This is a genomic window from Pelomicrobium sp. G1 (genome assembly GCF_051905455.1).
GTDB lineage: Bacteria > Pseudomonadota > Gammaproteobacteria > Burkholderiales > UBA6910 > Pelomicrobium.
On record NZ_JBQACR010000003.1, the window covers coordinates 224709 to 245636 of the forward strand.

The 20928-nt window shown below is 67.9% G+C and carries 18 protein-coding genes; 8 read left to right on the top strand and 10 right to left on the bottom strand.

The features are described from left to right. Window positions 1-99 precede the first annotated feature (99 nt). From ACTFO6_RS04770 to ACTFO6_RS04800, 7 genes are all read right to left on the bottom strand, one after another. Window positions 100-825, bottom strand: a complete 726-nt coding sequence (locus tag ACTFO6_RS04770; protein ID WP_439933298.1) for an amino acid ABC transporter ATP-binding protein — start codon at window positions 823-825, stop codon at window positions 100-102. Further along, a complete protein-coding gene (locus tag ACTFO6_RS04775) occupies window positions 822-1505 on the bottom strand; it encodes an amino acid ABC transporter permease (protein ID WP_439933299.1) in 684 nt (227 codons plus the stop codon). Before ACTFO6_RS04775 ends, ACTFO6_RS04770 begins: the two co-directional genes overlap by 4 nt. A gap of 3 nt (window positions 1506-1508) precedes the next feature. After that, window positions 1509-2249 (bottom strand): amino acid ABC transporter permease, encoded by a 741-nt coding sequence (locus tag ACTFO6_RS04780; RefSeq protein WP_439933300.1) that lies wholly within the window; start codon window positions 2247-2249, stop codon window positions 1509-1511. A 60-nt stretch (window positions 2250-2309) separates the two neighbouring features. Beyond that, on the bottom strand, window positions 2310-3209 hold the full coding sequence (locus tag ACTFO6_RS04785) for a transporter substrate-binding domain-containing protein (protein ID WP_439933301.1): 900 nt from the start codon (window positions 3207-3209) through the stop codon (window positions 2310-2312). Window positions 3210-3370: 161 nt separating this feature from the next. Then, a complete protein-coding gene (locus ACTFO6_RS04790) occupies window positions 3371-4024 on the bottom strand; it encodes a 2-hydroxychromene-2-carboxylate isomerase (protein ID WP_439933302.1) in 654 nt (217 codons plus the stop codon). 1 nt (window position 4025) lies between these two features. Next, window positions 4026-4904, bottom strand: coding sequence for an alpha/beta fold hydrolase (locus ACTFO6_RS04795; RefSeq protein WP_439933303.1), 879 nt, complete (start codon window positions 4902-4904; stop codon window positions 4026-4028). 5 nt (window positions 4905-4909) lie between these two features. Further along, window positions 4910-5395 carry a DUF4124 domain-containing protein gene (locus ACTFO6_RS04800; protein WP_439933304.1) on the bottom strand — a complete coding sequence of 162 codons (486 nt, stop codon included), beginning with the start codon at window positions 5393-5395 and terminating at the stop codon, window positions 4910-4912. Window positions 5396-5568: 173 nt separating this feature from the next. Here ACTFO6_RS04800 and ACTFO6_RS04805 point away from each other — a divergent pair, with 173 nt between their 5' ends. The 6 genes from ACTFO6_RS04805 (at window position 5569) to ACTFO6_RS04830 (ending at window position 13747) form a co-directional block, all read left to right on the top strand. Continuing rightward, window positions 5569-6330 carry a ribbon-helix-helix protein, CopG family gene (locus tag ACTFO6_RS04805; protein WP_439933305.1) on the top strand — a complete coding sequence of 254 codons (762 nt, stop codon included), beginning with the start codon at window positions 5569-5571 and terminating at the stop codon, window positions 6328-6330. Window positions 6331-6465: 135 nt separating this feature from the next. Continuing rightward, window positions 6466-9891 carry a DNA polymerase III subunit alpha gene (gene dnaE, locus ACTFO6_RS04810; RefSeq protein ID WP_439933306.1) on the top strand — a complete coding sequence of 1142 codons (3426 nt, stop codon included), beginning with the start codon at window positions 6466-6468 and terminating at the stop codon, window positions 9889-9891. Between the two features lie 251 nt (window positions 9892-10142). Further along, the gene (locus ACTFO6_RS04815) at window positions 10143-10913 is read left to right on the top strand and encodes an alkaline phytoceramidase (RefSeq protein ID WP_439933307.1); all 771 of its coding nucleotides are present in this window, start codon (window positions 10143-10145) and stop codon (window positions 10911-10913) included. Further along, window positions 10910-11803, top strand: coding sequence for an alpha/beta fold hydrolase (locus ACTFO6_RS04820; protein WP_439933308.1), 894 nt, complete (start codon window positions 10910-10912; stop codon window positions 11801-11803). Before ACTFO6_RS04815 ends, ACTFO6_RS04820 begins: the two co-directional genes overlap by 4 nt. Before the next feature lie 5 nt (window positions 11804-11808). Continuing rightward, window positions 11809-13362, top strand: a complete 1554-nt coding sequence (locus ACTFO6_RS04825) for an ATP-dependent DNA ligase (RefSeq protein WP_439933309.1) — start codon at window positions 11809-11811, stop codon at window positions 13360-13362. Window positions 13363-13543: 181 nt separating this feature from the next. Continuing rightward, window positions 13544-13747 (top strand): cold-shock protein, encoded by a 204-nt coding sequence (locus ACTFO6_RS04830; RefSeq protein WP_439933310.1) that lies wholly within the window; start codon window positions 13544-13546, stop codon window positions 13745-13747. Between the two features lie 87 nt (window positions 13748-13834). On the opposite strand, the gene ACTFO6_RS04835 is transcribed toward ACTFO6_RS04830, so the two are convergent. The 3 genes from ACTFO6_RS04835 to ACTFO6_RS04845 form a co-directional block, all read right to left on the bottom strand. Beyond that, window positions 13835-15607 carry a putative bifunctional diguanylate cyclase/phosphodiesterase gene (locus ACTFO6_RS04835; RefSeq protein ID WP_439933311.1) on the bottom strand — a complete coding sequence of 591 codons (1773 nt, stop codon included), beginning with the start codon at window positions 15605-15607 and terminating at the stop codon, window positions 13835-13837. Window positions 15608-15682: 75 nt separating this feature from the next. Next, complete coding sequence (locus tag ACTFO6_RS04840) at window positions 15683-17023, bottom strand: HD-GYP domain-containing protein (RefSeq protein ID WP_439933312.1); 1341 nt, start codon at window positions 17021-17023, stop codon at window positions 15683-15685. Window positions 17024-17129: 106 nt separating this feature from the next. After that, window positions 17130-17858, bottom strand: a complete 729-nt coding sequence (locus tag ACTFO6_RS04845; protein WP_439933313.1) for a DUF72 domain-containing protein — start codon at window positions 17856-17858, stop codon at window positions 17130-17132. 160 nt (window positions 17859-18018) lie between these two features. Between ACTFO6_RS04845 and ACTFO6_RS04850 the strand changes: the two genes are divergently transcribed. Next, window positions 18019-18426 carry an Hsp20/alpha crystallin family protein gene (locus tag ACTFO6_RS04850; RefSeq protein ID WP_439933314.1) on the top strand — a complete coding sequence of 136 codons (408 nt, stop codon included), beginning with the start codon at window positions 18019-18021 and terminating at the stop codon, window positions 18424-18426. Between the two features lie 13 nt (window positions 18427-18439). Next, the gene (gene lon / locus ACTFO6_RS04855) at window positions 18440-20881 is read left to right on the top strand and encodes an endopeptidase La (protein WP_439933315.1); all 2442 of its coding nucleotides are present in this window, start codon (window positions 18440-18442) and stop codon (window positions 20879-20881) included. Window positions 20882-20928: the final 47 nt, after the last annotated feature.

The following is a 20928-nucleotide window of genomic DNA, read 5'->3' on the forward strand; positions in this document are numbered from 1 at the left end:
CTCCTCGCCCTCCTGGTGGCGGGGCTGGGGTGACTGTCGACCCTGGTCTGGCCCGTGATCAAGGCTGCAGGCTGGCGCCGGCTGACGGCCCCGCGGGCTTCAGTGATGAAGGATCTTGGACAGGAACTGCTGGGCCCGGTCGGAGCGGGGCTTGCCGAAGAAATCCTCCTTGAGGGCGTCCTCCACAATCTCGCCCTCGTCCATGAAGACCACCCGGTGGGCCACCTTGCGCGCGAAGCCCATCTCGTGGGTGACCACCATCATGGTCATGCCTTCCCGGGCGAGCTCCACCATCACGTCCAGCACCTCGTTGATCATCTCCGGGTCGAGGGCGGAGGTAGGCTCGTCGAACAGCATGCACACCGGGTCCATAGCCAGCGCCCGGGCGATGGCCACCCGCTGCTGCTGGCCGCCGGAGAGCTGCCCGGGGTACTTGTACGCCTGATCCTTGAGGCCGACCCGGTCCAGGAGCTTCAACGACTTCTCGGTGGCTTCCTCCTTGGACCGGCCCAGCACCTTGACCTGAGCCAGGTTGACGTTGTCGATGACCTTCATGTGGGGGAACAGCTCGAAGTGCTGGAACACCATGCCCACCTGGGAGCGCAGCTTGGTGAGGTTGGTCTTCGGGTCCCCCACCGACACGCCATTGACAATGATCTCTCCCTCCTGGAACGGTTCCAGCCCGTTCACGCACTTGATCAGGGTCGACTTTCCCGAGCCGGATGGGCCGCACACCACCACCTGGCCCTTGTCCACGTAGGTGGAGCAGTTCTTGAGCACCTGGAAGTTCCCGTACCACTTGGAGACGTTCTTGATCGTGATCATACGGAGAACCTCTGTTGCAAGCGCTTCACCAAGTAGGAGGCGGCGTAGCACATGACGAAATACACGAGGGCGGCGAAGAGATAGAGCTCCACCAGGCGGCCGTCCCGCTGGGCCACCTTGCTCGCCACCCCCATGAAGTCGGACAGGCCCACCACGTACACGAGGGAGGTGTCCTGGAACAGGATGATGTCCTGGGTGAGCAGGATCGGGACCATGTTGCGGAACGCCTGGGGCAGTACCACGTGGCGCATCGCCTGGCCATAGGAGAGCCCGAGGGCGTAGGCGGCGTTGACCTGGCCCTTGGGCACGCTTTGGATGCCGGCGCGGATGATCTCGCAATAGTAGGCGGCCTCGAACAGGGTGAAGGCGATGAGGGCGGAGTAGAACGGGCCGATGCCCGCGGCGTACTCGGTGCCCTGGATGGCGCGCATGACGATGGGCACCAGGAAGTAGAACCAGAAGATCACCAGGATGAGGGGAATGGAGCGCAGCAGGTTGACGTAGGCGCCCGCGGGCAGGTTGAGGAGCTTGAAGCGGGAGAGCCGCATGAGGGCGAGCAGCGTGCCCAGCACGATGCCTCCCGCCATGGCGAGGGCCGTGAGGTAGAGGGAGAACTGCATGCCCCGCCACAGGAAAGGCAGCGCCCGCACGATCACATTGAAGTCGAATTCCCCGAACATGGGCTACCGTCCGCCGCTGCCGATGTAGCCCGGGACCCGCACCCGGGCTTCCAGGATCCGCATGCCAACCATGACGATCATGGTGATCATCACGTACAGGAGCGTGGCCACGGTGAAGGCCTCGAAGCCGTGGAAGGTGAAGTCGGTGATCTGGCGGCTCTGGGCGGTGAGCTCCAGGAGCCCAATGGTGAGGGCCACGGAGGAGTTCTTGAAAATGGTCAGGAACTCGGAGGTCAAGGGCGGGATGATGATCCGGTAGGCCATGGGGAGCAGCACGTGGCGGTACACCTGGGGCAGCGACAGCCCCATGGCGAGCCCCGCGTAGGTCTGCCCTTTGGGGATCGACTGGATGCCGGAGCGCACCTGCTCGGCGACCCGGGAAGCGGTGTAGGTGCCCAGGCTCACCACCGCGGTCCAGAAGGCGGGCAGGGGTAGTTCCTGCTTGAGCCAATCGCCCCAGGCCTTGGGCAGGAGCTCCGGCACTACGAAGAACCACAGGAACATCTGCACCAGCAGCGGCACGTTGCGGAACAGCTCCACGTACCAGGTGGCAATCGCGCGCAGCGGCTTGACGGGTGTCGTGCGCAGGACGCCGATGACCGAGCCCAGGCTGAAGGCGATCGCCCAGGCCGCCAGGGACACCAGGACGGTCCACTTGAGCCCGGAAAGGATCCAGTCCAGGTAGGTTCCGCCCCCGGAAAAGGCGGGCTGGAAGAAAATGCCCCAGTTCCAGTTGTACTGCATTGCGCGGGCTTGAAACGACGGGGAGGGGCCGGATGCCCCTCCCCAGGCTGACTGCGCGCTTTACGCGCCCTTGTCGTTGGGGTTCTTGAACTGCTCCACGAGCTGCGGGGTCATGGGCACGTTGAGCGTCACGTTCTTGGGCGGAATCGGCGACAGGAACCACTTATTGTAGAGCTTCTCCAGCTCGCCGCTCTTCATCAGGCCGATGATCACGGCGTCGACGAACTTCTTCCACTGGGGGTCGTCCTTGCGTAGCATGACGGCGTAGGGATCGAAGGACAGGAAGTCGCCCACCACGTCCCACTCGGCCGGGTTCTTGGAGTTGGCGATCAGACCGTAGAGCAGAATGTGATCCATGGGGAAGGCCACCGCCCGGCCCGTCTCCACGGTCAGGAACGACTCGGCGTGGTCCTTGGCGTGAAGAAAGCGGATGCCCAGATTCTTCTCGTCGTTGATCTGCTTCACCGCCCGCTCGTTGGTGGTCCCCTGGGTCACCACCACGGTCTTGCCCTTCAGGTCGTCGATGCTCTTGATCCCGGAGTCCTTCTTCACCAGCAGCTTGGTGCCGGTGATGAAGGTGGTCACGGCGAAGCCCACCTGTTTCTGGCGCTCCACGGTGTTGGTGGTGGAGCCGCACTCCAGGTCGATGGTGCCGTTGGCCATGAGGGGGATGCGCGTCTGGGGCGTCACCGGGTTGTACCGCACCTGGAGATTGGGCATGTTGAGCTCTTTCTTCACCGCCTCCACGATGCGAGCGCAGATGTCCATGGAGTAGCCGATGGGCCGCTGCTGGTCGTCCAGATAGGAGAACGGGATTGACGCCTCCCGGTGGCCGATCACGATGGCGCCGGTGTCCTTGATCTTCTTCATCGTGCCGGTGAGCTCGGCGGCCAGGGCCGGCGCCGCGACGAGGGCGACGACGACGGCGGCCGCGGTGGCGATGCGGCTTCTGAGTTTCATGTTGTTCTCTCCTCTCGATGGCGTTTGGGATGGAAAACGTTAGGCCTTGTAATCGTTGTGATTCCTTCCGGGCCGCAGAGGAATCTAGCCCAAGCGCCCCCCTTTGTCCAGAAGGCGTGCCCCGGGCGCCCAGGCCCGGCAAGGCCGCCGGGACGGCAGCCTCATGGGTGGCCCTTGCGCTGGGTGGCGGCGGGAAGGCTGGAGACGCGGGCCAGCTCGCCTTCGCGCAAGAGACCCGGGTTCTCCAGGAAGGTGAGCAGGAAATCGGTGGCGTCGAAGCCCCAGAACAACTCTGCCTCGACCCAGAAGGTGGGCACGCCGAAAACGCCGCGGCCGACGGCCTCCTCGCCGTTCGCTTTCAGCCGCTCCTTGACCCAGGGCTGGGCGATCTTCGCGTCCGCGTCCGGCGCGCCCAGCTCCGCGGCGAGCCGCGCCCACTCCTTGGGATCTTCCACCAGCCGGCCTTCCCGCCAGATGAAGCGGAAGATGTGGCGGACCACTGCCGGCTGGTCGCCGAGGGCCACCGTGAGGCGCAGGGGCTTGAGGGGGTTGAACGGGTGGGCCGGCGGAAACTTCAAGGGGATGCCGTACTTGTCCGCGGTCCATACCGCGAAGCGGTAGGTGAACTTGCGCTTCTCCGGGATCTCGGCCGGCCCCTTGTGCCCCCATGCGTCCAGGAGCCCGGCGAAGAGGATCGGCCGCGGCCGCACGGTCACGCCGGCAGGCAGGCGGTGGAACGCTTCGAGCTGCAGGTAGGAAAAGGGCGAGACGTAGTCGAAGTACCAGTCCAGGACCCTCGGCGTCGCAACGGCCATATCAGGACTCCATTAAAAACGCTTCGACCAGCCGCGCCAGGGCGCGGGGCTGGTCATGGTGCATCATATGGCCGGCACCCGCCAGGGTCTCCACCCGCAGCCGGCGGATGGCGGCGCTGCGCTGGTCGAACTCTTCCGGGGCTTCCCGGCGCCGGCGGGCGAGGGCGGACTCCTCCCCCAGCACCCACAGCACCGGCGCCTCGATCCCGCGCCAGCAGGCCATCGCCTCCTCCAGCCGGTAGAGGACCGGGTTCACCCGCTTATGCTGGGGGTCGCTGCGCAGCCGCGCCCGGCCGTCGGGGCCGGGCGCGGCCCAGTGGGGGGCGAGGAACCGGGCCTGGTCTTCGGTGAGGCGCGGATTGTTTTTCCGCAGCCGCGCGGCCACCGCCTCCAGCGAAGGATAGTCGGAGAAGGCCGCAGGGGTCTTCAGCTCATCCAGCCAGCGCCGGTAGCGTTCGGGGGCCTCTTCCGGGCGGGTGGCGGGGAGCCCGAAGCCTTCCAGGGACACCACGCGGCTCACCCGTTCGGGCCGCACCCCGGCGTAGAGACAGGCGATGTTGCCGCCCATGCTGTGGCCTACCAGCGGAACGAGCCCCCGGCCGGGGCAAAGATCGAGCAGGGCGTCCAGGTCCGCCAGGTAATCGGGGAACCAGTAGCCCTCTTCGTTCCAGCCGGAGAGCCCGAAGCCGCGCCAGTCGGGGGCGATGCACTGCCAGGGCCCTTCGAGGGCATCCACCAGAAACTGGAAGGAGGCCGAGACGTCCATCCAGCCGTGCAACAGAAAGAGCGGGGGCCCATCGGGCGGCCCCCAACGGCGCACGTGGTAGCGCACGCCGCGGATCGTCAGGAAGCTGGACCGGCTCGGTTTACCGGAGCGCATCGCCCTCAGCGCAGCGCCTCCAGCGCCTGGCGGGCCCGGGCGAGCTGCGCCTCGGCAGCGGAGACGGCTTCCTCCAGGGCCCGCTGTCGGGCCTGGTAGACCTCGGTGGGACGCATTCCGCCACCCGCCGTGCCCAGGTACTCCCCTGGGAGCGGCGCACGCCCCGCCTCCCGGGCCTGCCGCGCCTCCTCGAGGGCCGCTTCCGCCCGGCGCACTTCTTCCTCGGCGGCCGCCCGCTCACGCTCTCGCTCGCGCAGCCGCGCGGCGGTCTGCTCGGCCCGCTCCAGGGCCTTTTGCCGCTGCGCTTCGCCAGCTTGCCGTTCCGCTTCCGAAGGCTGGGGCGCCGGCGCCATCTGCTCCACCTTCCGCGCCCCCGGCGCGGGCTTGTCCCCGTAGACCACCCGGCCGTCGGGCAGGGTGGACTTGTAGACCTGGGCCGCGGCGGGGGTGAACGCGAGGGCGGCCAGGAGCAGGAGGCGGGCGGATCCCATCGGGGAAGGAGCAGCAGGGTCGTTGGGGAGCATTATAGGGCAGCGCCTGCCGCAAGAACGGGGACCGCCGGCGCGTCGCACCAGGGAACCGGGGCAAGGCGGGCAGCGCGTTGACCCGGAATATTTCGTATTACATTCCGTATTACAAAGACGCGCATCGGCGGGCAAGACCAATGGGCACCCGCACGGTAAGGCTCGACGAAGACGCCGAGAGAACCCTCTCCAGACTGCGCAAGGCGACCGGCCTCTCCATCTCCGAAGTGCTCAAGCGCGGTTTGGAGGCATACGAGAAACACGCTCGGCACGAGGGCTCCCTCCGGCCCTACGAAGTCTACCGGCGCTTGGACCTAGGCGCCGGCGGCTGGTCCCGGGCCGCCGCCGCGGACGCGAAGCACGCCGTCGCGGAGGTGATCCGGCGCAAACATCGCAAGAAGCTATCCGGGCAACGGGGCGCGTTCCATCCCGAGCCCCCCGGTTTGGCCAACACCCGGACCAGAAAGACCCTTGACCCGCGGTTGCCGGGTGATCCTCGTCGATATAGGCCCGCTGGTTGCGTTGTTCGATCCGGCCGACGAGTGGCACGGCAGGTGCGTGGATCGGCTCAAGCGCGTGAACGAGCCGCTTTGCACCACGACGCCGGTCTCGCGGAGGCGTTCCATTTGCTCGCTCCGGGGAGCAATGGAGCGCAACGCCTGATGGATTTCGTCGCCGGCGGGGGCTTAAGCGTCTGGTTCCTCGACGAGCCCACGCTCGGGCGCGCGTTCGAGCTGATGATCCGCTACCGCGACGTGCCGATGGACCTGGCCGACGCGTCCCTGGTCGTTGCTGCCGAGCAGCTCCGGTTACAGAGGATTTTCACCATCGATCGCAAGGACTTCGGCGTGTACCGCCTCCGGCGCGGCCACCGCCACGTTGCCTTCGAAATGCTGGCGTAAGGAACCTTCAGGAACCCCGGCGCGCGTGTCCAGATCGATTCGGTTCAAGGGGTGTTGCCGCCTGAGGTAGAATTTCACCGCGTGCTGCCGTTGGGGGCACGCACCCGACTTCGAAGCGCGCGCCATTGTAGCGCCATGCCCGATCCCGCTTTCGTCCACCTGAGGCTCCACAGCGAATACTCCATCGTGGACGGCATCGTGCGGATCGAGGACGCGGTGCGCCGGGCCCGGGAAGATCGCATGCCGGCGCTGGCCCTCACCGATCTCGCCAACGTGTTCGGCATGGTGAAGTTCTACGAGGCCGCCCGCGGCCAGGGGGTGAAGCCGGTCATCGGCTGCGACCTGTGGCTCACCAACGAGGCCGACCGGGCCAACGCCCACCGGATCCTGCTCCTGTGTCAGTCCCGGGAAGGCTACCTGCGGCTGTCGCGGCTGTTGACCCGGGCCTACCTGGAAAACCAGCACCGGGGTCGGCCCGAGATCAGGAAAGGGTGGTTCGAAGAGGAGGGCACCGAAGGGCTGATCCTGCTCTCCGGCGCTCACCACGGCGATGTGGGCGCGGCCCTGGCCCGGGGTGACGCCGAGCGGGCCCGCTCGCTTTGCCTGGACTACGCCCGGCTTTTCCCCGCCCGCTTCTACCTGGAGCTCCAGCGGGACGGCACGCCCAACGCCGAAAGCTGCACCAGGGCCGCCGCGGCCCTAGCCGCCCGCCTGGGACTGCCGGTCGTGGCGACCCACCCGGTCCAGTTCTTGGCGCCCGGGGACTTCCGCGCCCACGAGGCGCGGGTGTGCATCGCCGGTGGCTACATCCTGTCCGACCAGCGCCGGCCCAAGGCCTTCACCCCCGAACAGTACTTCAAGACCCAGGCGGAGATGGGGGCCCTCTTCGCCGACCTGCCGGAAGCGCTCGCCAACAGCGTGGAAATCGCCCGGCGCTGCAACCTGGAAATCGAGCTGGGCAAGGCGAAACTCCCCCGCTTCCCCACGCCCGAGGGTGCGTCCCTGGACGAATACCTGGAGCGGGAGGCGCGGGCGGGCCTCGAGCGCCGGCTCACCCGGCTTTTCCCCGACGCGGAAGAGCGCGAACGGGCGGCGCCCCGCTACCGGGAGCGGCTCGCCTTTGAGATCGAGACCATCCAGCAGATGGGCTTCTCCGGCTACTTCCTGATCGTGGCCGACTTCATCAACTGGGCGAAGTCGAACGGCGTGCCGGTGGGGCCGGGGCGTGGCTCCGGCGCGGGCTCTCTCGTGGCCTACTCCCTGGGCATCACCGACCTGGATCCCATCCGCTACGACCTGCTGTTCGAGCGCTTCCTGAACCCGGAACGGGTGTCCATGCCCGACTTCGACATCGACTTCTGCCAGGACGGGCGCGACCGGGTGATCGAGTACGTGCGGGAGAAATACGGTCACGAGAGCGTCTCCCAGATCGCCACTTTCGGCACCATGGCGGCGCGGGCCGTGGTGCGGGACGTGGGGCGGGTGCTGGACCTGGGGTACAACTTTTGCGACCAGTTAGCGAAGCTGATCCCTTTCCAGCCGGGCAAGCACATCACCCTTGCCGAGGCGCGGCAGGCGGAGCCCCTGCTTGCCGAGCGGGAGAAGAACGAGGAAGAGGTGCAGGAGTTGCTCGCGCTGGCCGAGCGGCTGGAGGGCCTGACACGCAACGTGGGCATGCACGCGGGGGGCGTGCTGATCGCCCCGGGGCGGCTCACCGATTTCTGCCCCCTGTACGCGGCTCAGGGCTCCCAGAGCGTGGTCTCTCAGCTGGACAAGGACGACGTGGAGAAGATCGGGCTGGTGAAGTTCGACTTCCTCGGCCTGACCACCCTCACCATTCTCGACTGGACGCTGCGCTACGTGCGCGAGCTCGACCCCGCCTCCCCCCTGTCCCTGGAGTCCCTGCCCCTGGGCGACCCGGACACCTACAGGATCTTCTCCAGCGCCAACACCACCGCGGTGTTCCAGTTCGAATCCCGTGGCATGCGGGATCTGTTGAAGCGGGCCCGGCCCGACCGCTTCGAGGACTTGATCGCCCTAGTGGCGCTCTACCGCCCGGGTCCCATGGATCTCATCCCGGAGTTTATCGAGCGCAAGCACGGGCGCAAGGCGGTGGAATACCTGGACCCGAGGCTGGAGCCGATCCTAGGCCCCACCTACGGGATCATGGTGTACCAGGAGCAGGTGATGCAGATCGCCCAGGTGATCGGCGGCTACACCCTGGGCGGCGCGGATCTGCTGCGGCGGGCCATGGGCAAGAAGAAGCCCGAGGAGATGGCGAGGCACCGGGAGATCTTCGTCGCCGGCGCGCAGAAGAACGGAGTGCGCCGGGACAAGGCGACCCAGCTCTTCGATCTCATGGAGAAGTTCGCGGGCTACGGCTTCAACAAGTCCCACGCCGCCGCCTACGCCCTGGTGGCCTACCAGACGGCGTACATGAAGGCTCACCATCCGGCGGCTTTCATGGCGGCGAACCTCTCCGCGGTGATGGATGACACCGACAAGGTGGAGCAGCTCTACGAGGACGCCAGGCAGAACGGACTCACCGTGCTCGCGCCGGACGTGAACCAGAGCGGCTACCGCTTCGTCCCGGTGGACGAGCGCACCCTCCGCTACGGCCTCGGCGCCATCAAGGGCACGGGCCAGGCGGCCATCGAGTGCATCCTCGCCGCCCGGGCCGAGGGCGGGCCGTTCCGCAGCCTGTTCGACTTCTGCCGGCGGGTGGACAAGCGCCTGGTGAACCGGCGCGTGGTGGAATCGCTGGTGCGCGCCGGCGCCTTCGACTCGGTGAACGAGCATCGGGCGAGCCTGCTCGCCTCGGTGGGCATTGCCCTAGAAGAGGCGGAGCGGCGGGACCTCGCTTCCTCCCAGGTGAGCCTCTTCGACGCGGGGGAGGGGGCCGAGCACCCGCCGGAGCTGATCGACTGCCCCCGGTGGAGCGAGGCCGAGCGGCTGCAAAACGAAAAGCTCGCTCTGGGCTTCTACCTCTCGGGCCATCCGTTTAACGCCTACGCCCGGGAAGTCTCCGCCTTCGTGAAGACCCGCCTGGCCGAGCTGCAACCCTCCCAGAGTAGCGTGCTGGTGGCCGGCATGATCTACAGCCTGCGCATCCAGCCCACCCGGCGCGGCCGCATGGGGGTCATCGTGCTGGACGACGGCAGCGCCAAGGTGGAGGTGGTGGCGTTTTCGGAGCTCTTCGAGCAGCACCGCGCCTGGCTGCGGGAAGAGGCCCTGGCGGTGGTGGAAGCCAAGGTAGTCTACGACGAGTTCAGCGGGGGCGTACGCCTGACGGCGGAAAAGCTCATGAGCCTGGCCCAGGCCCGCAGCCGCTACGCCAAGGCGGTGCGGCTTGTGTGCAATGGCGCTTCCGACCCGGTCAAGCTGCGGGATCTGCTGGAGCCTTATCGCAACGGCACCTGCCCGGTGGTAGTGCACTACGTGAACGGGGTGGCCGAGTGCGACCTTCCCTTGGGAGACGGGTGGCGGGTGCGGCTGGAGGACGATCTCATCGCCGGGCTTGAAGCGTGGCTTGCGCCCGAGAACGTGCAAGTCCTCTACTGAGCCGGCGGAAGACAGGCGCGGCGACGCGACGATGGGCGAAATGCGCTTGATCGAATCGGTCCTTCCGGGCCGGTTGAGCGCGGAGGCAGGGGCTCGCCCGCGCCGGCGAAAGAACGGCAACCCCCGCCGCCGAACGGCTGCGGAACCATCTCGACGAGGAGGATCGGCCCATCGCCGCATCGGCCTATCCGGAGACTCCGGCCCGAGCCGGCCGGCGCGACCGCACCCTCTCCGGGGCGGCCTGTTTTGGCGTGGCGGCCGTCCTGGGGCTCTTCGTGGTGGCCGTGGCCCTGCTCGCGCCCGCATATCCCCAGCCCCAGGCGTATCACGCCTTCGCGGATGCCCGCGCGTTTCTCGGCGTTTCCAACTTCGCCAACGTGGTCTCCAACGCGGGCTTCCTGGCGGTGGGATGGCTCGGGTTGCGCTTCCTTCGTGGCCCGGGCCGCCTGGCCTTCCTGGAGGAGCGGGGCCATTGGCCTTATCTCGCCTTCTTTGCCGGTGCCGTGCTCACGGGGCTGGGCTCGGCGTATTATCACTGGGCGCCGACGGATGACGCCCTGGCATGGGACCGCGCCGCCATGACGCTTGTCTTCTCGGCCCTCGTGGCCGCCGCCCTGGCGGATCGCAGCGATTCGAAGGCGGTGCTGCCGGCCTTTCTACTCATCGTCGCCCTCGGGGTAGGAACGGTCGCCTACTGGCGCGCGAGCGCCGCGCTGGGGGCCGAGAACGTGCTTCCTTACCTGGCGTTCCAGGCCGCCGCGTGCGCGGCGACGCTCACCCTTACCGCGTTGCCGTCGCGCTACACGAGGCGCGGGGACCTATGGGCGGCGTTCCTGCTGTACGCGGCCGCGCTGGCGGCGGAGTGGCATGATCATGCTATCTTCGCCCTGGGCTATGGGGTGAGCGGCCACACCCTGAAGCATCTGCTGGCGGCCGCGGCCATGTATTGGGTGCTGCGCATGTTGATGCGGCGCGCGCCCCGTGGCTTGCCGCGAAAAAGTCCGGCGAGGAGGATCGAATGAGCGCGAAAACCGTGACTACGCCCACCCTTCGAATCGCCTATGAAGAGCGGGGCGTGCGGGACGCCGCCACTTTCCTGCTGCTCCATGGCTGGCCGGACGATGTCCGCACCTGGGGCTACGTGGCCGACCGGCTGGCGGAGGAGGGCTACCGGGTCCTGTGCCCCTATTTGCGTGGCTTCGGGCCCACCCGCTTCCGCAATGCCTCTGTCATGCGCAGCGGCCAGATCTCGGCTCTGGGGCAGGACGTGGTGGACTTCGCCGAGACCTTGGAGCTGCGCGATTTCGTGCTGGTAGGCCACGACTGGGGCGCCCGCGCCGCCTATGTGGCGGCGGTATTGATCCCCGAGCGCATCCGCGCCCTGGTGACTCTTTCCGTGGGCTACGGCACCAATACGCCCGATCAAGTCCTGTCCTTCGACCAGGCACGCCAGTACTGGTATCACTGGTACTTCGCCCTGGAGCGGGGGCGGGAGGCGCTGGAGCGGGACCGCCAGGACTTCACCCGCCGCCTGTGGCGCCTGTGGTCGCCTTCCTGGCGATTCACCGACGAAGAATTCGAGGCGACGGCGGTTTCCTTCGACAACCCGGACTGGATCGACGTCACCCTCCACTCCTACCGCCATCGCTGGGGCTATGCCCCGGGGGATCCCCACCATGAGGCGCTGGAGCGGCGGCTCGCGACGCCGGAAAAAGTGCAGGTCCCCACCTTCATGCTCCACGGGGCCGAGGACGGGGCGACCCTGCTGGAAACCTCGGCGGGTAAGGAGGGGTTCTTCACCGCCGGCTATCGCCGGGAAGTGCTGCCCGGCGTGGGGCATTTTCCCCAGCGCGAGCGCCCGCAGGCCGTGATCGAGGCCTGCCTGCAGGCGGCGCGGGGCGCGATCGGCTGAGTTCCATGCAGCTCGCGGAACTGGTGGCCGCCTCGAACCGGGTGGCCGCGACCTCCAGCCGCAGCGCCAAGGTGCAGGCGCTCGCCGAGTGCTTGAAGTGCCTTGCGCCCGAGGAGGTGCCGATCGGCGTGGCCTTTCTCTCCGGCGAGCCGCGCCAGAAAAAGCTCGGCATCGGCCCGGCGGCGCTGCGCCAGGCCCTCGGCCCTTCGGCGCCCTCGCCCACCTTGACCCTCACTGATGTGGACCGGGCCCTGGCCGGGATCGCCGGCCTTTTCGGCCCGAGCTCGGCGGCCAAGCGAAGCGAGCGGCTGCGCACCCTGCTTCGGCAGGCCACCGGGGATGAGCAAGCGTTCCTGCTCCGGTTGCTTGCCGGCGAGCTGCGCCAGGGCGCCCTGGAAGGGGTCATGATGGATGCGGTGGCCCAGGCGGCGGGGCTTCCGCCGGCGGGGGTGCGCCGCGCTGCGATGCTTGCTGGCGATCTCGGCGCGGTAGCCGTGGCCGCCCTCGTCCAGGGCGCGGCGGGACTCGAGCGGTTCTCCCTGCGCCTGTTTCATCCTGTCCTGCCCATGTTGGCGGGGAGCGCCGAGGACGCGGGCGACGCCCTGGCCCAGTTGGGCCAGGCGGCCCTGGAGTGGAAGCTGGACGGCGCCCGGGTCCAGGTGCACAAGCAGGGCGCGGACGTGGCGGTCTTCACGCGGCGCCTCAACGAGGTGACCTGCTCCGTGCCCGAAGTGGCGGAAGCGGTGGCGGCGCTTCCCGCCCGCGAGCTGATCCTGGACGGGGAAGCCATTGCCTTGCGGCGCGACGGCACCCCCGAGCCCTTCCAGGTGACCATGCGCCGCTTTGGGCGCAAGCTGGACGTGGCGGCCATGCGCCGGCAGCTTCCCCTATCGGTTTTTTTCTTCGACTGCCTCTATCTCGACGGGGAGAGCCTTCTCGACCAGCCGGCCCGCAGCCGCTTCGAGGCCCTGGCGGAAGCCGTTTCCGCCGGGCTGGTGGTACCCCGGATTATCACGAACGACCTGTCCGAGGCCCAGGCGTTTTTCGACGCCGCGGTGGCGCGTGGCCATGAAGGAGTCATGGCCAAGGCGCTGGATGCGCCCTACGCGGCCGGCAGCCGGGGCGCCGCCTGGCTCAAGGTGAAGCGGGCCCATACCCTGGACCTGGTGGTGATTGCCGCCGAGTGGGGGCACGGACGGCGCCAGGGCTGGCTCTCCAACCTGCACCTCGCCGCCCGGGACCCGGAGACGGGCACCTTCGTCATGCTGGGCAAGACCTTCAAGGGCCTGAGCGACGAGATGCTGCACTGGCAGACGGAGAAGCTCCTCGCCCTGGAGCTCTCCCGGGACGACTGGACCGTGTACGTGAAGCCGGAGCTGGTGGTGGAAATCGAATGCAACGAGGTCCAGGCGAGCCCCCAGTACCCGACCGGGATGGCGCTGCGCTTCGCCCGAGTGAAGCGGCTGCGGCCCGACAAGCGGCCGGAGGAGGCAGACACCGTGGAGACCGTGCGGCGGCTGTTCGCCCGGGCGCTCGCGGCGGGCTCGACGACCGCTTGAAGGCGTTTGCCGCCGCCCGTAAAAAAACATTTGACTCCGGCCCGGAAACCGCGTACAAAGGCGGCTCGTTGTCGGATTCCAAGTTGTGCGATACCCGTTTGGCGGTTTGCAGTCTTGCGATTCAGGCATCGAGGGTGCGGGAATCGCCCGCTTTCGTTTGATTTGTTGAAAAGGACTGTAAATGGCAACCGGTATCGTCAAGTGGTTCAACGACGCTAAAGGCTTCGGCTTCATCACCCCCGACGGCGGCGGCGAAGATCTCTTCGCCCATTTCTCCGCCATCCAAGGGCAGGGCTTCAAGACCCTTAAGGAAGGCCAGCGGGTGAGCTTCGAGGTAACCCGCGGCCCCAAGGGGCTGCAGGCGTCCAACATCCAGGCCGCCTGAAGCGCGGGAAAAACGTTGTAGCCGAAACCCCGGGCATCCCCCGGGGTTTTTGTTTCTGCTCTGGAACCTGCCCAGCTCCGCAAGGGATTAGCGCGGTTCCTTCGACCGACGCACGGCAAACTGCCCCGGGTCGAAAGCGCGGACGAAGCGCTCGAAGTCGGCGAACGACAGGGGCTTGGAGATCAGGTAGCCCTGGGCGAGGTCGATCCCCAGCTCGGCCAGGCAGCCCAGGGTGTCCTGGTTCTCCACGCCTTCCGCCACCACTTCCATGTCGAGCCCGTGCCCCAGGTCGATCATAGACTTGACGATCTTCTTGTCCTTGTCCCCGTCCAGCACCGCCTTCACGAAGGAGAGGTCGATTTTCAGCTCGTCGATGGGCAGGTGCCGCAACCGGGCCATGGACGAGTAGCCCGTGCCGAAGTCGTCCATGGAGACCCGCACTCCCAGTTGCTTGAGCCGCACCAGCATCTCGAAGGCCCGCTGCTGGTCCTCCATGACCGCGGTCTCCGTCACTTCCACCACCAGCCGCTCCGGCGGCACGCCCCACAGCTCCAGGGCGTGGGCGGTGAAATCGGCGAAATCGGTGTCCAGCAGGTCGTAGGCGGACACGTTGACCGCCATGCGCACGTCGAGGCCCGCGCCCACCAGACTGGCGCAGTGTCGGGCGGCGGCGTTCAGCACCCAGGTGGTGAGGGAGGAGATGAGCCCCCCGTGCTCGGCGATGCGCACGAACACGTTGGGCGGCACCGGCCCGCGCTTGCTGTGCACCCAGCGGAGCAGGGCCTCCGCCCCCGCGACGCGACCGGTGCGTAGGTCCACCTGGGGCTGGAAGCATAGAAAGATCTCGTTCTCCTCGATCGCCTCCCGCAGATCGGTGCGCAGGATGAGGGGAGAGTCTCCCGCGAGCGCGTCCAGCTCGGCGTGGGCGGTGTAGCCCACGTGGTTGCGCCGCGCTTCCCGCGCGGCGATGCAGGCCTGGCGCAGGGCCTCCTCCGCCGTGACGGAGCCCCGGGTGCCCAGGGTGATGCCGACCCGGGCGTCCACCGCCACCTGCCGGGCCTCCATCTGGAAAGGCTCGGCCAGGACGCGCAGGATCTTGTTGGCCGCCAGGGTGGCCGTGCCTTCGTGGAGGATGCCGGGAAGGATGAAGCCCATGTCGCTGCGGCCGATGCGGCCCACCACGTCCCGGGTGCGCAGGGCCCGGCGCAGCCGCTCGAGGAGGGCCTCCGCCAGCCGGTCCCCGGAGGCATAGCCCATGACGCTGTCCACCTCCCGGATGGTGTCGATCTCCGCCACCAGCACCGCCACCAGGGTCGCTTCGGTACCCTTGCCGTCCATCTCAAAGCGCAAACGCTCGAGAAAGGCGGGATAGTCCACCCGGTCAGCCAGCGCTTCCTCGCCAATCGCCCGGGCCGCGGCGGCGGGAACGTGTACCGCCCGGGCCACGGCGGCGAGCTTCGCCAGTGCGGCCTGCTGCAGGGCCAGGGCGGCCTGGGCGCGCTCCTCCGCCGGCGCTGGCAGCCGGGTGAGGGCGGCCCGGGTCATGGCGGCCAGATAGGCGTTGAAAGCCCGGTGCACCCAGTCGAGGCTCAAGCCGGCGCCGCCGTATTGGTGCCAGGTCCTTTCCAGGGCGCTCGCCATTTCGTCGCCGGGCTCGCTCCGGTCCAGATGCTGGAAGTAGGCTAGGGCGAAGGCCCGGAAGCGGGCGCGTTCCTCGGGATCGAAGGGCGGGTCTGCGGGCGTGGTGGCTGCGTCGATCAGCGCTTCCAGGGTGGGAAGGAGCTCTCCGCCGAGGCAGGCGTGGATCTTGCGGATCCAGGCCCCGTCCTGGGGATCGTTGGCCGGCGGGATCGGGATCAACCGGCCCTCGCGCAGCCCCGCGGCCCGGGGGCCCGGGTCGCGGGGGGTTCTAGCGGATCGGCGGCTCCCATCGGATCAGAGATAGTATTCCCGCGCGTCAATGCCGTGCGCTCCGTCTTCCAGACCCTTCACGATGCGGTAGGGCTCGCCCGAGGCCGCGGCGGGGCCCTCGGCCAGATCCAGGATGAAGGGCTTGGGATAGGGCTTCTTGGCGCCGTCGAGCACCACCATGACCCGCGGCTCCATGCTCCTGCCCCGGTGCTGGGCGAACACGATGGCTACTTCCCCCGTCTGCAGCTCCACCAGGGTGCCCACCGGGTAGATGCCGATGCAGCGGATGAACTGCTCCACCAGGCCGGGATGGAAGGCGCTGCCCGCGAGCCCGTGCAGCATCTGCAGGGCGCTGTGGGACGCCATGGGCGAGCCGCCCATGTAGCCCTGGCACAGGCTCTGGTAACAGTCTACGATGGCGGCCATCTTGCCGAAGAGGGAGATCTTGTTGCCCACCAGGCCACGGGGATAGCCGCTGCCGTTTTCCCGCTCGTGGTGCTGGGACACGATGGCGAGGGCGGCCTCGGGAAACTCCCGCATGCCGCCGAGGAGCTGTTCTCCGATCACCACGTGGCTCTTGAACTCCTTGAGCTCATCGGGGGTGAGGGAGCGCTGGGGATCCAGCACCTGCCGGGGTAGCCTTATCTTGCCCACGTCGAAAAGCAGCCCCCCCTCCCCGAGCACCACCAGGTCTTCCTTGGGTAGGCCGAGCTGGCGGCCGAAGGCCATGAGGAGGGCGGCAGTATAGATGGACTGCTGGAAGGACTTGGTGTCCTTGATCTTCAGCCGGTTCAAGAGCAGCAGGGCGTCGGGGTTCCTGGCGATGCTGTCCACCATCTCCCGGATGGCGGAATGGACCCGCTTGAGGTCGAAGGTGGGCTCCGCCAGGAGGTGGACATGGATCTCGTCCACTAGGCGCTCCAGGTTCGCCGTGGATTCCCGGGCGGGCGCGACCTCTTCCTCGACGCAGGCGGCGTCCGAATAGGTGACCGCTCCCAGCCCGGGATGGTGGAGCCCGGCCAGGGAGGCGTGGGGGATGGCAAGCTCGGCCTGGATGCCGGACCCGCGTTCGGTCTTGAACGGTGTGCTGGAGAGGGTGAGGGGTCTCCCGGCGCGGGGGGACGGCTCGGCCACGGCCGCCCGCTCGAAAGCCACGCTCTGGGGAGGGCGCCCGGCGGTCCCGGGCTCGGCCGAGCGCATGACGTCCACGTAGACGTACTGGCAGTAGCGCTTGAGCATCTGGAGCTGCTCTTCCGTTTCCAGAAGAAAACCCTGGAATAGGAAAGGTGTCTCGAGCCAGGGCCGATCCAGCTCGCACACGAACATGCCGTACTTAAGCTCCTCCACCGCCACCTTGCGTTTCATGACTTCCGTCCGGAGTATGGAACGGTGGCCCGCTCCTGTTTTAAGAATCAGACACCTGCCCCATTGTAGACCAGGATGCCGGGACCCGCGACCGGACGCCGGCCGCTCAGAGGTTCTTTAACAATCGCGCGAAGCGGGCCGCGTCCTTGGCCATGGTCATGTTGTTGAACAGGCAGTAGGTAGTGCCCCGGCACCACCCCGCCAGGCGCTTCAGGTCCGCGTCCGTGTAGCGGTAGCGGTAGCCACCGATGCCGTGGAGCCGGTAATAGCGCAGGCCCGGCGCCGCGGGCAGGGCCTGGAACGGATCCACCACGTGGACTAGACCCAAGTCGCGGCAGAGCCCGGCGACCGTGGCCTCGGGCCACGGTCCCCGGGGCTCCCAGGCAAAGACGAGATCCTCGTGGCCCGCCCGCGCCGCCCGGAAGAAGCGGATGAGGTGGGCGATGCGCTCTTCCGTGGGGCCGAAGGAGGTCGGGCACTGGAAGACCACAATCCGGGCCTGCAACGCCCGGGCGCAGGCCGCCGTCACCCGCCAGGCTTCCATGACTTCCTGCGTCGGCCGAAAACTGCCGTAGCGGTCCTTGAGCGCCTCGGGAATGGGGGATTTGAGGCGGCGGTAGGTAGGGCTCGCCGGCTCGTGGGTGATGAGCTGCCAGGCCTTGAGGGTGAACTCGAACCCGGCGCCGGCCTCCGCCCGCCAGCGCTCCAGGGTCCCGATCCGGGGCGGCTGGTAGAAGGTTTGCTGCACTTCTACCACCCGGAAGCGGCGGAAGTAGGCCGCCCGGGCCATGGAGAAGCCGCAGCAGCCGACGCGGATATCCCGGGGTGCGGCCATGGAAAGGGTATAAGCGTCTGGTTTTCAGAGATTGAGCAGCGCTGCGGGAGGGGCCGGATTCGCCTCTATTGAAAACCCGCCCCGCGGTGCCCATGTTGACAGAAAGTGCGGGCGGCGGCACCGGACGCTCCGCTGCCATCTTCGACAGGAAACGGCGCCGATGACGATACGCGACACGCCAGAGTGGATGTGGGCGGAGGCCTGCGAGTTGCTGGAGCGGGCGGACCGGCTGCAACGCCGGTTCTTCCAGTTGGGGCGCGGCCTTGCCCGGCGTCCCACTTGGGAGCCGCCGGTGGACATCGTGGAGGACGGGGCCCTGGTCACCATCCTGGTGGCGCTGCCCGGAGTGCCTTCCGAGGCGGTGGAGGTCATGATCGACGGGCCGATGCTGCGGGTGGTCGGTCATCGGCCATTGCCGGCGGGCTCCCGCCGCGCGGTGATCCACCGCCTGGAGATTCCCTATGGCCGCTTCGAGCGCCGCATCGAGCTGGTCGCGGGGCGCCTGCAACTGGAACGGCAAGAGCTTCGCGACGGATGCCTCAGGCTTTTGCTGCGCAAAGTGCCGTGACGACGGAGTCATCATGAGTTCGAACGAGCGTCAAAGCCTTTTTGTCAACGGCGCCCCGGCGGGCGAACTGCAGGAGAGGCCGGCGGGGGCGCCCGCGCAGCCCGTGAAGCCGCTGCCCGAGGACGCACTGATCCTCATCCCGGTGCGCAACGTGGTGCTGTTCCCGGGGGTGATCCTGCCGATTTCCATGCGCCGGGAAAAATCCGTGGCGGCCGCCCAGGAGGCGGCCCGTTCCGAACGGCCCATCGGGCTGCTGCTGCAGCGGGATGCGGCCAACGACACGCCGGGGCCCGAGGATCTGTACTGGGTGGGGACGGTGGCCAACGTGCTGCGTTACGTCACCACGCCGGACGGCACCCACCACATCGTGGCCCAGGGCGAAAGCCGCTTCCGGGTGCTCCAGTTCCTGGAAGGCTGGCCTTTCATGGTGGCCCGCGTCCAGCGCATCCAGGAAGAGGAGCCCCAGAGCGCGGAAATCGAGGCCCGGGTGCTCCAGCTCAAGGAGCGGACCAAGGAGATCCTGGAGCTGCTCCCTCAGGTGCCGGCGGAACTCGCCAATACCCTGGAGAACATCACCTCGGCCGGGGCGCTGGCGGACCTGCTGGCGGGCTTCATGGATTTGAAGCCCGAGGAGAAACAGGAACTGCTGGAAACCTTCGACCTGAAGGCGCGCCTCGACCGGATGATCCAGCTCATGGCCCACCGCATCGAGGTGTTGAAGCTCTCCAGGGAGATCAGCCAGCAGACCAAGCAGGCCATGGACGAGCGTCACCGGGAGGTGCTGCTGCGGGAGCAGTTGCGTGCGATCCAGAAGGAGCTGGGCGAGGGCGACGAGCAGACCGCGGAGCTCGAGGAGCTGGCCAAGGCGATCGAAGAAGCCAAAATGCCCGAGGAGGTGGCCACCCACGCGAAGAAGGAGCTGAAGCGCCTGCAGCGCATGAGCGAAGGCTCGGGCGAGTACCCCATGATCCGCACCTACCTGGACTGGCTGATCGAGCTGCCCTGGTCCAAGGAGACGGAGGATCGCATCGACATCGCCGAAGCCCGCCGCATCCTGGAGGAGGACCACTACGGCCTGGAGAAAGTCAAGCGGCGGATCCTGGAGTACCTGGCGGTGAGGAAGCTCAACCCCTCGGGCAAGAGCCCGATCCTGTGCTTCGTGGGCCCCCCGGGGGTGGGCAAGACCTCCCTGGGCCAGTCCATCGCTCGGGCCACCAACCGCAAGTTCGCGCGCATCTCCCTGGGCGGCGTGCACGACGAGGCGGAGATCCGGGGCCACCGGCGCACCTACATCGGAGCGCTGCCGGGCAACATCATCCAGGCGATTCGCAAGGCGGGAACGCGCAATCCCGTGCTCATGCTGGACGAGGTGGACAAGCTGGGGGCGGGCGGCTTCCACGGCGATCCCGCCTCCGCGCTGCTGGAGGTGCTGGACCCGGAGCAGAACGCCACCTTCCGGGACAACTACCTGGGGGTGCCCTTCGATCTGTCCCGGGTGCTGTTCATCTGCACGGCCAACGTGCTGGACACCATTCCCGGGCCCCTGCGGGACCGCATGGAGATCATCCAGATCCCCGGCTACACGGAGGAGGAGAAGCTGCAGATCGCGCTCCGCTACCTGGTTAAGCGCCAGCTCGAAGCGAACGGGCTCAAGCCCGAGCAGTGCGAGATCACCGGGGCGGCGATCCGCGCCATCATCACCGACTATACCCGGGAGGCGGGGGTGCGCAACCTGGAGCGGGAGATCGGCGCCGTGTTCCGCAACGTGGCCATGCGCATCGCCGAGGGGACCATCGAGCGCGCCCGCATCGACGTGGACGACCTGCCCGCCATCCTCGGGCCGCGCAAGTTCGAAAACGAAGTGGCCATGCGGGTCTCGGTGCCCGGGGTGGCCACGGGCTTGGCCTGGACGCCGGTGGGGGGCGACATCCTGTTCATCGAGGCGTCCAAGGTGGCGGGCTCCGGCAAGCTGATCCTCACCGGCCAGCTCGGCGACGTGATGAAGGAAAGCGCCCAGACGGCCCTGTCTCTGGCCAAGGCGCGGGTGCCGTGCGTCGCGCCCGAGAGCCTGGAAAAGCAGGACATCCACATCCACGTGCCGGCGGGGGCGACGCCCAAGGACGGGCCTTCGGCGGGGGTGGCCATTTTCACCGCCCTGGTCTCCCTCTTATGCGACAAGCCGGTGAGGAACGACGTGGCCATGACCGGGGAGATCTCCCTGCGCGGGCTGGTGTTGCCGGTGGGCGGCATCAAGGAGAAGGTGCTGGCGGCGCTGCGGGCGGGCATCACCACGGTGCTGCTGCCCGCGCGCAACAAGCGCGACCTGGAGGAAATTCCCGAGGACGCCCGCAAGCGTCTCACCTTCGTGTGGCTCGAGACGGTGGACGATGCCCTGCGGGCGGCCATCGGCGGCGACCTGGCCACCAGCGAGCGCCGGGAGGCGCCGGCCGGTTGACCCGCACCCATGGGCGCCGGCCCGGATCAAAACGCCCTCTCCGGTTT